The organism is Gammaproteobacteria bacterium, from assembly GCA_019748175.1.
Lineage (GTDB): Bacteria > Pseudomonadota > Gammaproteobacteria > JAIEPX01 > JAIEPX01 > JAIEPX01.
Map to the genome: position 1 here is coordinate 471,493 of JAIEPX010000008.1, position 13,326 is coordinate 484,818.

Genomic DNA, 13,326 nt, shown 5'->3' on the forward strand with positions numbered 1-13,326 from the left:
CGACTCAGTAAAGCGGGGTGGTGTCAGATTTATGTTTGACGGATACTGCGAGAGCCTCTCAAATTTAGATTTGACCCTTGATGAGAATTTTTACAAGGATATGAATTAAAGTATACACCATTGACATGACGAGCAAACTGGCCAAATACACGCCAAAAAACCATCGCCACTGGGTTTTATTAAAAAAAGTAATGAACTTCAGGTTAATATTCGAAAACATTTTTGACTTTCCCTTTGAATACTCTGTAGGCATATGCAGTATAGAGAACCAAAATTGGCAGCATGATAACCGTACCAAATAGCATAAAATATAAAGATCCGTTTGGCGCTGCAGCTTCCCAAAGCGTGAGCTTATAGGGCACAATATAAGGGTATAAACAAATCAAGAAACCAATGTAAGAATAAATAAAAAATCCCACACTGCACAAAAATGGGAGATTCTCTTCGCGTTTTCTGATGGAATACCAAAACATTAAAAAGGTTATGCCACACATATAAGGTAAAATCATCAATAGAAGCCAATTATGATTTCCGAACCAACGTAAAAAAATCGCCTCATGCACAAATGGCGTCCACAGACTAACGATGCCAATGCTCGCGATAATTGAGAAGCCACAATAAAGAGAAAATTTATACATTTTGTCTTGCAAATCACCTTCTGTTTTATAAATTAAGCGGGTTGCACCGAGTAAACAATAACCCAGCATTAAACTAATAGAAACAAACAAAGAGAAGGGACTGAAAAAACTATTGCGTGAATTCAATAATGGCTCTGTACCGTATTCAAATCCTGAAACGAAATTGGCTAATATTGTTCCTTGAATAAAAATCACTATTGCTGAAGCAATGGTGAAAGTGAGATCCCAATATTTAACATGCGATCTGTCTTTTAAGCGAAATTCAAAAACCACGCCGCGAAATAACAATGCTAATACCATCGCCATCAAAGGGAGGTACAGTACTGGCATCAATACACTGAATGCGGCGGGAAAAGCGCCGTATAAACAAGCACCCCCTAATACTAACCAAGTTTGATTACCATCCCATGTTGGTAACAGCACGCTCATTGCAAGATCGCGTTCTCTGATGCTGAGAAAAGGCATCAATATTGCGGTACCTAGGGTGAAACCATCTAATATGACGTACACAACAATGGAAAACGCAATTATAATAGCCCAGGCTAAAGGTAAATATTCCATTAGTGTTTCTCCAGTTGGTGTGTATCCATATAGCCAAATGGTTGGGGTTCAATCTTTAGGTGATTAATAGGACCTGTACGAATGGTTTTAAATAAATAGAGAAAATAAAAAATGCCGAAAACAATCCCATAGACAATAATAATGAGCACCAAAGATATTACTACGTTTCTCAATGGAATTGGGGAGACCGCTTGAGCTGTGCGCAATAATCCATAGACTACCCAAGGTTGACGACCCACTTCGGTGGTAATCCAACCGGTTATCATGGCAACAAATCCAATCGGCGCAAGTCCTTTACATAGGCGCAAAAACCAGCGGCTAGTGTATAATTTACCACGTAATCGTAATATTAAATGAGTTATTGCCACCGCCAGCATCAAGAAGCCAAGTCCCACCATAATTCGAAACGACCAAAAAACGATAAATACGTTAGGTCTGTTTTCAGGTGGCACGGACTTCAATCCTGGCAAATACCCTTCCCAACTATGGGTATTAATTAGACTCCCTAGCTTAGGAATGGCGATTTCAAAAGAATTAGTCGCGGTATCTTGATGAGGGATGGCAAACAACAATAAGGGCGCACCTTTTTGTGGCTCCCAGTTGCCTTCCATTGCGGCGGTTTTCATTGGCTGGTGTTTTAGTACTAATAAACCAGATTCGTCACCCAAATAAATTTGTGTTGGAATTAATACAGTAATCGCCATCAAGGCAAAACTAAAACAAATTTTCGCAAAAGCTTGATGTTGTTGCCGCAGTAAATAATGCGCGCTGATGGCTGCGATTGCAAAAGCAGTGCATAAATATGCCGCTAACATCATATGGCTAAAACGTAATATCACTGAGGGATTAAAAACCACCTGAAGCCAATTATCGACAACAAATCTACCATCAACCAGATGTGCGCCTGAGGGTGTTTGCATCCATGAATTCGCAGAGTTGATCCAAAATGCGGACAAGGTTACCCCAATTACAACCAGCAATGTTGCAGTATAATGCAACAGTGGGCTGACGCGATTCCAGCCAAATATCATAATTCCTAAAAATCCTGCTTCAATAAAAAAGGCTGTGAGAACTTCGTAGGTAAATAATGGGCCCAACACAGGTCCTACCATATTAGTATAGCCGGACCAATTTGTTCCGAGCTGAAATTCCATCACAATTCCCGAAACCACACCCATACCAAATGTTAGCGCAAAAATTTTGGTCCAAAATTTGCAGATAGATAGGTAAAGTGGGTTGTGTGTTTTTAACCAAGTACCTTCCATGATGGCGATAAATGTGATCAAACCGATACTAAAGGCTGGAAATAGAATATGAAAAGCAATTGTTGTGCCAAATTGAACTCGAGAAAGTAACTCTACTGTCATAATAATACCCTCATTCAATGGGATCACATTGTAACTTATTCTGCGAATTAAAGATAGAATTTACTTCCGATGAAATAAGTTATGATGCACGTAGTTCCTGAAATAAAGGTGCCCCACAGCATATCGTAGATTGTGATTTGCAGCGGCCAGTTTTTCAGTGTGGCTAAATTGGTGAGGTCGTAGCATGAGTAACAGATCAGACCAAAACCCGCACCGTATAAAATCGCGTATTGCCAACTCGCAGCCTTTGTTGCAGGTAAAATAGCAAAGACCACAAGTCCTGTAATATAGAGGGCGTAAAAAAGTAATGCGGCCCCCCATCGAATCTGATCTGTCATAAGAAAACCGATTTGTTCTGCATACAGATTTTTTGCTATGACACCTAACCATAACATATCAATGATGAAAAACAGAATGAAAGCAGTGAAGTAGTATTTAATAAATAACATAATAAGGTCCTCCTTAGGATCGTTAGTGAATGTATATCAACTTTTAAACCAAGGAAAAAACATTGGCGTTTTAGCTTGGTATTCTCGGTATGCTGCGGGTTTTGATTCGATTGAGCCGCGTTCGGTCATCGGTCCGGTTATTTTTGTCATAATCAAATAGAGTGTCAGTGGTGATACTATTGCCCAAAAGCCATAGGGAGTAGAAAAAGCCGTCAGTGCAAAACCTACCCAAACCAGCCATTCAAAGAAGTAATTGGGGTGGCGTGAATACCGCCAAAGACCGATATCACAAACTTGGCCTTTATGGTGTTTAACGAAGCGCCTTAATTGTAAATCGGCTATGGTTGCGAAAATAATCGCGATAAGAATTGTCGGGATTGCGAGCCAATCCAGCCATGTTAACGATGCGATGGTTGACTGACCGTCAAAGTACAAAGGGCTTACCGTCAGCATTATCAAAAATGCCTGGAGTTGGTAATTGAGAAAAAAGCTGAGCGCAGGTGCCATCTTAGTAGCATCTTGGATCTTAATATAGCGTTGATCGACGATGCGAGGACGTACACGTGTCCAGTATAGATAGCTTGCGAGACGAAGTGTCCACAGCGACAGCACACTCCATAGAATGACTGTACGCGTGTTCGTGCCATGTGCAAATAAATAAAGGGTGCCGGCAAGCCAATGGCCGATTGACCATGCGACATCTACTATATTAGGTATGCCTGTTGCTCGGTAATACAACCAAACAGCACACATGAAAGCGATTAAACTGAGCCAGGCAATGATTACAATTAGCATCTTAGTACCTTTTGATAATGCTGATACATGATAGCAGGTAACAACCACATCCAAATAAGACCCACCAGAATAACAGTCCAGTTACCATGCACAAAAGTGACTGCGCCCAAGCGTGCCCCGCCCAAATAAGTCAAGGGAAATCCGAGCAAACAACAAAAAGCTGCCAAAATTGGACGAGTCCAGAGAGATTCTAGTAATGCATGAACAATTATTGCGAACTCTAACCACTGCATAATCATCCAGGGTGGACATAAATAAGGATAAAAAATATTGTCTTGGTAAATGAAGATATTAAGCCATACCATCACACTATCAACGCAGACACCACAGAATGTCAAAACAATTATTAATCGAATTAAATCACGCGTATCTTGTGCGATACGATATTGCCAAAAAATTTGCAAGAAAAAAATAATAAGTGTAATAAATAAACCCACAATCGAATGCAATTGCGCGGCAGAATAAAGACCTACAAACCAAATAATATAATAACACACTGAATGAAATAGGCGATGCACATATGCTGGGAAACGCATTAGTCTTTCACTGATTTAGGATGAGGGCAGAATGGCACACCTTTCAGCCACAATCTTAACGCATGCCAATAAATTGCTGCAACAGTTTTGTAAGGTGAAAAGAGGTGTCGTAAAAATTGTGAGGTGATTTGATGAGATTCGAGAGGATGGTGCTTTAGTGTAATTCCTGCACAGAAATGTGGAATGTCATCCTGCCAATTTTCCATTTTGATCATGACGCTATCGCCCGAGGGTTTTAATGAAAAAGCATAGGAATAATTCATGGAAAGAAAGGGAGATACATGCAAAACTTTCTTAAATCGCGTATGTAGTACGCCCTCTTCGTTTTTTAAATCAAATAGCGGATAATAGTGACGTTCACCCCATGGCGTGTTGTGTACCTCAAGAATCAATCCCACTATTTGATCATTTTGAGCAGAGGTAATAACAAAAAAACTAATAGGATTGAATGCAAAACCAAAATGTGCAAGTTGGCTGATTAACATTATTCGATAAGGTTGAGTCTTAATGGCATCAGGTAGCATCCCAACAATATTTTCACGCAAAGAATTCGAGCTACCGGGAAAATGATCACGATCTCTCAAGGAGAATATTCCGCGTCGATTGTGTGTCAAAATATTTTTTGACGTGAAGACCTGGGATAGGTTGTCTAAATCGATGGCAATCATCAACATCTGGTAGCGAAACTGATGTGGTAATGGGACGAGGCGTTGATGCCATACCTTACCGCTGTAGATTCCTTCTGCGATCAAAATGAAACTCCTAATTGTTCACATACACGGACAGCACTAGCAACGCCATCTTCATGAAATCCATTGAACCAATAAGCTCCGCAAAAATAAGTGTTGTTTTGACCGCTGATTTTTGCGAATTGGCTTTGCGCAGCAATTGCCAGTTCATGAAAAACAGGGTGTGCGTACTCAAAGCGTTTGATAATTAGGCTAGGCTCGACCTGGCTTGTCATGTTAACACTGACAAAAAAATCGTTCGGTATCGTTAAAGCTTGTAATCGGTTCATGTAATAAGTCAATGTGGGAAGTCCTTCATGTGATGCGTGGTAATTCCAGCTGGCCCAAATATTTCTCCGTTTAGGCATGATTTGAGCATCGGTATGCAAAACCACTTCGTTTTTTTGATAGGGAATGGTGCTCAAAATGTTGATTTCATCAGCGCTCGGATTTGCGAGTAGTTGCAACGCTGTATCACTGTGACATGCGAATATCACTTGGTCAAAGTGCAACTGCTCTGAGCCGATATGCACTGTAATGCCGGAAAGATCACGTGTGACTTTGCTAACGTGAGCGTTATTCAAGGCCTTTCCCGTAAATTCCCGTAGTAATGCCTTGACATAGTTTTGACTGCCACCTTTGATGGTGAGCCATTGAGGTAATTCGTTGAGGCTTAACATCCCATGATTATCGAAGAAATATAAAATGAATTTCGCAGGCATGTTTTCAACTGTTTGCGGTGTGCTTGACCAAATCGATGCTACCATTGGCAGCAAGTAAACGCGCCAAAACCATTCGCCATAATTGTGGTAATCAACATAGGCTTTCAATGTTAAGTCTTGTTTTTTATCGTTGTATAGATAGTGTTTCCCATCACGGTTAAATCGCAAAATGTCTTTTAACAAACCGTAAAATTTAGGCCTGAGTAAATTTCTTTTTTGACTGAAAAGTGTGCGTAAATTATGACCATTATATTCTAAGTGGTATTGTTTGGATGAGAAACTGAAGCTCATTTCGCTGTTTTGATAGGGCACGTCCAGCTTTTCGATCAGTTGGGTAAATTTGGGATAATTACGCTTATTAAAAACAATAAACCCGGTATCGATTGCATGCTCTTCGCCCTGGTAGGGTACGCTGACAGTATTGGTATGTCCACCAAAGTAGGAGTTTGATTCAAATAATGTGACATTGGCGTGTTGCCCTAAAATATGCGCACAAGAAAGACCCGAGATTCCTGAGCCGATAATTGCAATGTTCTCTTTAAGAGCCATTCACAGTTCCTTGTTTAAAGTTTATATCCAGCACTATTTACTAGGATTAATTTTTTTAATACTGATTATTAATTTTCTTGTAAATTAAGAAGTCATTGTAACACATCAAAAATTCAATGTAATACTCTTCACTGCTCAATTAGCGATTTATGTGGTATTGTATCATTTTTCTAACGATGCTCAGGGATGATTATGAAAAAGTTAGCCAAGAATGCTGTGCTAGGCAATTTACGCAAGCTGCAATCCGGTCTGATTATTGTACATGATGGTACCCAGGAATGGGTTTTTGGATCCGCTGGGGGGCTGTCTGCTAAAGTTCATATTCATAGTAATGCTTTCTATAAGAAATTATTGATGCACGGATCGCTCGGTGCAGCAGAGTCCTACATTGCAGGTGATTGGCACACGGATGATCTTACCGCATTGCTAAGAATTATAATACAAAATCAAGAGGTTATGAACCATCTAGATGGTCGCTTCGCAAAGGCACTACAAGGCCTGCGTGCGGCAGTAGTTAGACTACGTAGCAACACGCTCACTAGAGCGCGTCGTAATATTCATGCGCACTACGATTTGGGAAATGATTTTTTTCAAACATTTCTCGACGAAACGCTGATGTACTCATCTGCTGTGTTTACATCCCCCGTTCAGAATTTACACCAGGCGCAGCTGACTAAAATTAAAAATATCGCTGAAAAACTTTCTCCAAACGAGCATGATCACATACTTGAAATTGGTACCGGATGGGGTAGCTTAGCTATTCATTTGGCGCAAGAATTTCATTGTCACGTGACCACCACAACCATTTCAACCGAACAGTATCGCTATGTAAAAGCGCGTATTCATGCACTTAATTTAGAGAATAAAATTACATTACTCAATCAAGATTACCGTGAATTACATGGACAATTTGATAAAATTGTTTCCATTGAAATGATTGAGGCTGTGGGGCATAAACATTTCAATCAGTTTTTTAAAAAATGTGATAGTTTGCTAAAACCAGGCGGATTATTCATGCTACAAGCGATCACGATGAATGAACAATCCTATGATCAGGCGATCAAAAATATCGATTTCATCAAGAAATACATTTTTCCAGGCGGATGCTTACCGTCTATCCATGGCATGGGAAAAAGCATCGCCCAACACACACGTTTGCAATGGCTAAGCTTAACGGATATTGGCAAACATTATGCTGATACACTAGCGCATTGGCATGAGCGTTTTCTCAACAATATTGAAACTGTACGTGGCTTAGGTTTTTCCGAAGAATTTATTCGTACATGGCAGTATTATTTCTGCTATTGTGAGGCAGGCTTTCACGAACAATACATTAGTGATGTGCAAGTCGTATTGCAGAAGCGAGTTGAAGAGCCAGGTCAAGCGACAGCATCTCCCGGTTAAGGATTTTGGGTGTTTAGATCAATCAATGCCCGCTATTCAGGGGTGTTGATTTTAAAACCGGGAGATGCTTCCTTTAATCTATTTAGGGGAGAGAGTCACGATTCTCTCCCCTAACACCCCTCATCGCGGAAGGGAAATCTTCGAAAATATCTTGCAATACACTTTATTATTTTACTACTTTCTCTTGGAGGAATCGTTATGGCCAAATATGAAGAACCCGATTTTCAGGTAATTGAATCATATGATCAGATTCAGATTCGAGCCTATAAACCAATGATAATAGCTGAAGTCGAAGTGATGGGTGAAAGGGACGTTGCAATTAGTCAAGGTTTTCGTTTAATTGCTAATTATATATTTGGTAATAATGAGTCTAAAACCGCTGCAACAAAATCAAATGAAAAAATCAAAATGACAGTACCGGTCATACAACAACAGAGTGAAACAATTTCAATGACAGCGCCCGTTATGCAGCAGCAAAACGCAAACATAAATAACTGGTTAGTTCAGTTTGTTATGCCAAAATCTTATACCTTAAAGACTTTACCCAATCCCAATAATACAAAAGTCAGACTTCGAGAAAAGGATGGCTATAAAGCGGTTGTGATACGTTTTTCGGGTTCGTCTAGCGCGCGTAATTTGCAAAATCATTTAATTGAACTGAAAAATTTTGTCAGTGCTCACAAACTCAACGTCATTGGTGGACCGATTTATGCTTTCTACAATCCCCCTTGGACGCTGCCATTTTTTAGGCGAAATGAAATAATGTTGAAGCTTAGGTGAAGAGAGGCAACACAAAATCAGTGTCCAAAAGAGATAGGTGTCACACAACTTTTCATTAGTGCTGATAAGTAATCTAAGATTTTATATAGCTGCGGTGTTATGTTAAATAAAACTTGGATATCAGCCGCTAAATTGATTATTTCAGGGTCACTCCTGTACTGAAGCGAAGCCTGAGCGCATTTCATAGCATCCTCATAAGCCCCATTCAGCTTATAACATTTAGCTAACTCTCTGTATAAATTTGATAATTGAAAGGGATCCTTATAAATTTTAATCATGCCTTCAATCACGCTGATTACATCCTTATGGTGCCCCAAAGTACGCATTGCAACCACGTAAGCCATCATCGTTTGAAATGTGTACCTTGGAGTCCTTCGATAATTATTTACTACACATTGTGACACATGCAAGCGTACTAGCTTATCGTCTCTTTTGGATTTAATTTCCTCAACATCAACTCTATTTCTAACCTCTTCAGAACAACCGGGCAAAAGCGTTAACGTCTGCTCATAATCCTCTTCATTTAAACAAGACTGTATTTTCAACAATTGTACTTTAGATGGGTCTATTTCTGTCTCGGAAATTGCTAGAAACTTTTCTAACAATGATTTCTCACCTAAAATAACACAATATTCTACCAAACTAGGACAAACAGATAATGTTAATTTAGAATGATCACCCAAAATATTAAAAATGAGCTTATGTATATGCAGCGTTTTTGGATGATACTTGCCGAAATAGTGACGAAATATTTTTAAAATGGCGATTGTTTCTCTTATTGCCTCATCACATTTATTCAGATCCCACTGCACTAAGGCTCGATTGCATCGTGTCATAGCTGTTTCTACATGATCGAAGCCAAATTTTTTAGTTTGAATATCAATGGCCTTGTTAATATAAGGCAGTGCCTTAATAGGATCTTTGAGTTCAATATAGTAAGCACCTAAATTCATCATTGATTTCGCTAGCATGGGGTGAGTCTTGCCCAACTTATTCATAATGATTTTTAAAGCTTTTAACTGATGTTCAATTGCCTTATGCTGATCGCGTGAAAATGAACAGACACTCGCCATGTTCATTAGCACTTCTGCATATATTATCGCATCCGCTTTTTCAAATTGATGGCATAGTGCTTGCGCGCGATCCAGTTTTATCTTTGCTTCTTTTATCTCGCCTATTTCTACTAAAGCCTGACATATGCTTTTTAAAGTACTGATTAACATAGGATGATTTTCACCATAATAACTTTCCTGAATTCTCAAAGCTTCGTCGAATAAGACTAAGGCCGCGGCAGCATCGCCTTTAGCACCTAAAGCGTTTCCTTTGACCATCAGAGAATCTAAAATGTGAGGATGCTTTTCTCCGTAATAGGCCTTTTTACTTGCAAGCGCCCGGTCGATAAACTCAATTGTTTTATCTCTATCTCCAAGTGCAGCATAATCCATTGCTAAATGAGTTAGTGATGTCGCAATTTCAGGATGATCGGGCTTTAAATCTCTTTCAGATAATGTGAGCGCTCTTTGATGAAAATCCAAAGCCTTTTCATCGTCACCTTGAGCAAGATAAACCAATCCTAAGGCAGAATTAATATGAATATTTTCCGGATGATCTTCGCCAAAACTACCGATGATAATTTCGCGAGCGTCACAAAGCAGTTTTTCTGCTTTTACGTCTTTACCGGATTGTCGATAAGCATCACCTAAGGTTACTAGAGTATTAACTGTCCTTGGATGCTTATCACCAAAAAATGCATTTTCTGTCTTCAATAATACCTTTAGAATTTTTTTTGATTCCTTAGTCTCACCTAAATCGAGTAATACTTTAGCCTTGGCTGAAAGTGTTTTACTCAAATGATGATGACCATCCCCATAAAATCTACGTTGCTTCTCCAGTACTTGATCAATTAGTATTAATGCATGCTTTGTCTCTCCAAGATCATGAAGTAATTCGCTCTTACTAATCTCAATCTCATCTAACAGGAGGTGATTTTCATCACCATAAAATGCTGTTAACACGGACAAGGCCTTTTGAATATAGGCTAAAGCTTCTTTATAGGATCCCAAAGTCATTAACGTTTTTGCAATTTTATATTTTGTTTTGGCAACCATATGATGCTCATCACCATATTCTGCTTGCTGCACAGACAAGATCTTTACAAGTAATTGATAAGACTGTTTTGCATCTCCTCCGACTCTGAGCCATTCACAAAGTAATACGGTGATCTCGAGCGTAGCAGGGTGGTCTGCACCAAAATATTTTTCACGTATTGAAATTGCTTTTTCTAAATATTCACGACACGTTTTATCATCACCCAGCCGACCAAAATCGCTCCCAAGATCGGCATAAGAGGGCGCAAGATAAATATGTTCTGACCCCAAATCTCTTACAAGAATGGCAACTGCTTTTTTTCTATATTCGATCCCTTGTTTCGGGTCACCTAACTCACAGTATACAGAGGCCATATTTGCTAATGTATTAGCATAAAAGCTTTCTTCGATATCTTTCGATGCAGAGTATATTTTTTCTGCTCTTAGAAGGATTTGCTTGGCTTCTTCAAATTTGCCTAAATGTAAATAGGCATCTGCAAGATTATTAAGATTTTGAAAAAGGTTTGGGTGTTCAGGCCCGTAGGTTTTTGTAATTAAAGCAATCACCTGTAATAGTGCTTTTTCCTGTTCCCTAGGATATCGAAGATTTCCATAGACTGAACCCAGCGTAGAAAAAATTCTAATCAAATAAGCGGGTTCATTTAAACCAAGAGCCTTATAAAAACTTTCTGCTTCATTTAGTAACTTCACACTGAGTTTATCTTTTCCTTGCTGCCGAAAAACCATCCCTATACTAATCATTATATCTAATAGTATTTTCTGGGTTTCAATTTCATCCTTAGTATCACAAGTCTCTAATTTCTCTTTTAATTGTTGTAAATGTGGAAGTAATGCTTGCTGCCTCATTTCTTCAGAAAGAAGGTTATGATCTAAATGATAATAGGATCGTACATATTGACATACTTGATGCAAGGTTTGTTTCAGTTCATCCGCTTTTTTATTTTCAATGATCATGATCACGTCTTGAATGACTTGATGAATGCGGAAGTTTTCAGGAACATCCGATTCTTCTAATAAACTGAATTGACGTAAGATGGTCAAGGTCTGATCAATCTCCACTTCAGCAGGGTCGTTTGGTATCCATTGACGTAATAATCCTTTTGGGATGGCTATTTCGGGCGCTAAAAAGGCCGTACCCATTAATAAGTTTTTTGCTTGGGCAAATCCTTCATCTGATTCGCAATTGGCCTCAACTTGTTCTAATGAAAGCTGCACAACAGCGATCATAGTACTTTTAAACTGCCGTTCTTTTGCTCGTCGCTCTAGCTCATAGGGGTCACTCCCAGGAACAGGCTCTGATAAATAGGCTTTTCTCGCATTCAGAAATTGTTTATAACGCTCACAAAAGGCATCTATGGAGCATTTTTTATCATTGATGTAAGCAATTGCTTGTGTTACGGCGAGTGGGTAACGGCCCAAGGTTGTTGCTAACTTCTCAGCATCCTCATCGGACACCGGCTTTTCAAGCATTCGGTGGATATATTGTTTCGCATCTTCTAGAGTAAACACATCTAGGATTATCTTATTGATGCCCGGACCGAAATAACGAGCATTTCTTGTTGTGATCAAAACATCCATTTTGGATTGATCAAACGATTCCGGACTATAGGCTGCTGCTAAACTTGCATTCGGCATATCATCAAATACAATTAAGCCTTTTCCTTTTTCACATAATGTTTTATAGATTAATCGATATAAATCTTTGTCTTTTATTTGCTTCAAATCAAAACCAAATTCAGCACCCAACCTGGACAGTTGAGATTGCAGGTTATTCTCTGCATTTTTTTCGTCTAAGCCGCCATTAAGCCATAGAACCCAAGCATATTTTTTTTCTCTAAATTGTTGCCGTGCATGAAAATTAGCCAGTGTAGATTTTCCTATACCTCCGCTACCCGCTATTTGTGAGGTAACAGCATCCTGTTCACCTTCATCAGCATGATGAGGCTCAAGTGTGGAAATGACTTGTACACCTTCCTGGTGTATTTTTAACGCCTCCAATTCACGCTCTCGCCCTGTAAAGTGATTAAACGCCGGCGGCAATCCCATTAAAGGTTGAAAGGTTTTTTCCGGGATACGGAATACAATTCGTATTCCATTCCGTTTATATTTCAAGATATCAATGGAACCTTGTTGATCTAAGAGTGTCATCAGCATTCGCGCTTCTTCTTCGGTGATTGATTTAGGAGAATGCTCACCCACCAGTCTTGTTAAATTCAATAACGTCTCTTCATCAATCGCCTTATCAACAATAATTTCAATAGGTTTTTCCTTCACGGTCAAAACACGTTTTGATGCATCAAAAGTAGAGGATTTTTCAGACAGCGTTACTACAGCGGCTCTTTCCTCTATTGTTGAAGCAATGCCTAAAGCTTCTTGGCCTATCACGTTAGGTGGTTGGTGCGCGCTAGCAACATCTAATAAAGCGCGCAGTTGCGGCATAAAGTTAATATGCAAAGCATTGGAATAATTCTTGATGCTGATCGTGCTTAATTCAGACAATAATGTCAGTTCTTTTTTCTGTTCCATGGAAAAACTCCTCAAATCTTAAATTCATAGTTCTTTAAAACAGTCACATCACGAACATTTTCGGTTACCGTAATGCAGACACTCTCGTGCCAACAATTGGTCAATAAAATCAGGTAATTATTGATAAGCCAAAACTGTAGTTTATGGCTCAGAAGACGGAGGG

The 13,326-nt window shown here is 39.2% G+C and carries 10 protein-coding genes; 2 read left to right on the forward strand and 8 right to left on the reverse strand.

Annotation, left to right across the window (positions count from 1 at the left end):
- Window positions 1-203 precede the first annotated feature (203 nt).
- From K2X50_05060 to K2X50_05090, 7 genes are read right to left on the reverse strand one after another with little or no spacing between them, the layout of a single operon-like run.
- Window positions 204-1,199, reverse strand: coding sequence for a cytochrome d ubiquinol oxidase subunit II (locus K2X50_05060; protein ID MBX9586609.1), 996 nt, complete (start codon window positions 1,197-1,199; stop codon window positions 204-206).
- Window positions 1,199-2,566, reverse strand: a complete 1,368-nt coding sequence (locus K2X50_05065) for a cytochrome ubiquinol oxidase subunit I (protein MBX9586610.1) — start codon at window positions 2,564-2,566, stop codon at window positions 1,199-1,201. The genes K2X50_05060 and K2X50_05065 overlap by 1 nt, the downstream gene beginning before the upstream one ends.
- Before the next feature lie 47 nt (window positions 2,567-2,613).
- Window positions 2,614-3,015, reverse strand: coding sequence for a DUF2177 family protein (locus K2X50_05070; protein ID MBX9586611.1), 402 nt, complete (start codon window positions 3,013-3,015; stop codon window positions 2,614-2,616).
- A gap of 36 nt (window positions 3,016-3,051) precedes the next feature.
- Window positions 3,052-3,768 carry a DUF1295 domain-containing protein gene (locus K2X50_05075; GenBank protein ID MBX9586612.1) on the reverse strand — a complete coding sequence of 239 codons (717 nt, stop codon included), beginning with the start codon at window positions 3,766-3,768 and terminating at the stop codon, window positions 3,052-3,054.
- A 35-nt stretch (window positions 3,769-3,803) separates the two neighbouring features.
- Window positions 3,804-4,346 carry a DUF2878 domain-containing protein gene (locus K2X50_05080; protein MBX9586613.1) on the reverse strand — a complete coding sequence of 181 codons (543 nt, stop codon included), beginning with the start codon at window positions 4,344-4,346 and terminating at the stop codon, window positions 3,804-3,806.
- Window positions 4,346-5,098, reverse strand: a complete 753-nt coding sequence (locus K2X50_05085; protein ID MBX9586614.1) for a DUF1365 domain-containing protein — start codon at window positions 5,096-5,098, stop codon at window positions 4,346-4,348. The genes K2X50_05080 and K2X50_05085 overlap by 1 nt, the downstream gene beginning before the upstream one ends.
- Window positions 5,095-6,345 carry an FAD-dependent oxidoreductase gene (locus K2X50_05090; GenBank protein MBX9586615.1) on the reverse strand — a complete coding sequence of 417 codons (1,251 nt, stop codon included), beginning with the start codon at window positions 6,343-6,345 and terminating at the stop codon, window positions 5,095-5,097. The genes K2X50_05085 and K2X50_05090 overlap by 4 nt, the downstream gene beginning before the upstream one ends.
- 192 nt (window positions 6,346-6,537) lie before the next feature.
- On the opposite strand from K2X50_05090, the gene K2X50_05095 reads away from it, so the two are divergent.
- Window positions 6,538-7,749: a cyclopropane-fatty-acyl-phospholipid synthase family protein gene (locus tag K2X50_05095; protein ID MBX9586616.1), complete on the forward strand. Its 1,212-nt coding sequence runs from the start codon at window positions 6,538-6,540 to the stop codon at window positions 7,747-7,749.
- Window positions 7,750-7,947: 198 nt separating this feature from the next.
- On the forward strand, window positions 7,948-8,529 hold the full coding sequence (locus tag K2X50_05100) for a heme-binding protein (protein ID MBX9586617.1): 582 nt from the start codon (window positions 7,948-7,950) through the stop codon (window positions 8,527-8,529).
- A 17-nt stretch (window positions 8,530-8,546) separates the two neighbouring features.
- Here K2X50_05100 and K2X50_05105 read toward each other — a convergent pair whose 3' ends face one another.
- On the reverse strand, window positions 8,547-13,163 hold the full coding sequence (locus K2X50_05105; protein ID MBX9586618.1) for a tetratricopeptide repeat protein: 4,617 nt from the start codon (window positions 13,161-13,163) through the stop codon (window positions 8,547-8,549).
- Between the last annotated feature and the right edge of the window lie 163 nt (window positions 13,164-13,326).

Excerpts from the sequence above, each read along its gene's own strand:
- K2X50_05070 (MBX9586611.1), bottom strand. The coding sequence starts at position 3,015 with ATGTTATTTATTAAATACTACTTCACTGCTTTCATTCTGTTTTTCATC.
- K2X50_05090 (MBX9586615.1), bottom strand. The coding sequence starts at position 6,345 with ATGGCTCTTAAAGAGAACATTGCAATTATCGGCTCAGGAATCTCGGGT.
- K2X50_05105 (MBX9586618.1), bottom strand. The coding sequence starts at position 13,163 with ATGGAACAGAAAAAAGAACTGACATTATTGTCTGAATTAAGCACGATC.
- K2X50_05080 (MBX9586613.1), bottom strand. The coding sequence starts at position 4,346 with ATGCGTTTCCCAGCATATGTGCATCGCCTATTTCATTCAGTGTGTTAT.
- K2X50_05065 (MBX9586610.1), bottom strand. The coding sequence starts at position 2,566 with ATGACAGTAGAGTTACTTTCTCGAGTTCAATTTGGCACAACAATTGCT.
- K2X50_05095 (MBX9586616.1), top strand. The coding sequence starts at position 6,538 with ATGAAAAAGTTAGCCAAGAATGCTGTGCTAGGCAATTTACGCAAGCTG.
- K2X50_05075 (MBX9586612.1), bottom strand. The coding sequence starts at position 3,768 with ATGTGTGCTGTTTGGTTGTATTACCGAGCAACAGGCATACCTAATATA.
- K2X50_05100 (MBX9586617.1), top strand. The coding sequence starts at position 7,948 with ATGGCCAAATATGAAGAACCCGATTTTCAGGTAATTGAATCATATGAT.
- K2X50_05060 (MBX9586609.1), bottom strand. The coding sequence starts at position 1,199 with ATGGAATATTTACCTTTAGCCTGGGCTATTATAATTGCGTTTTCCATT.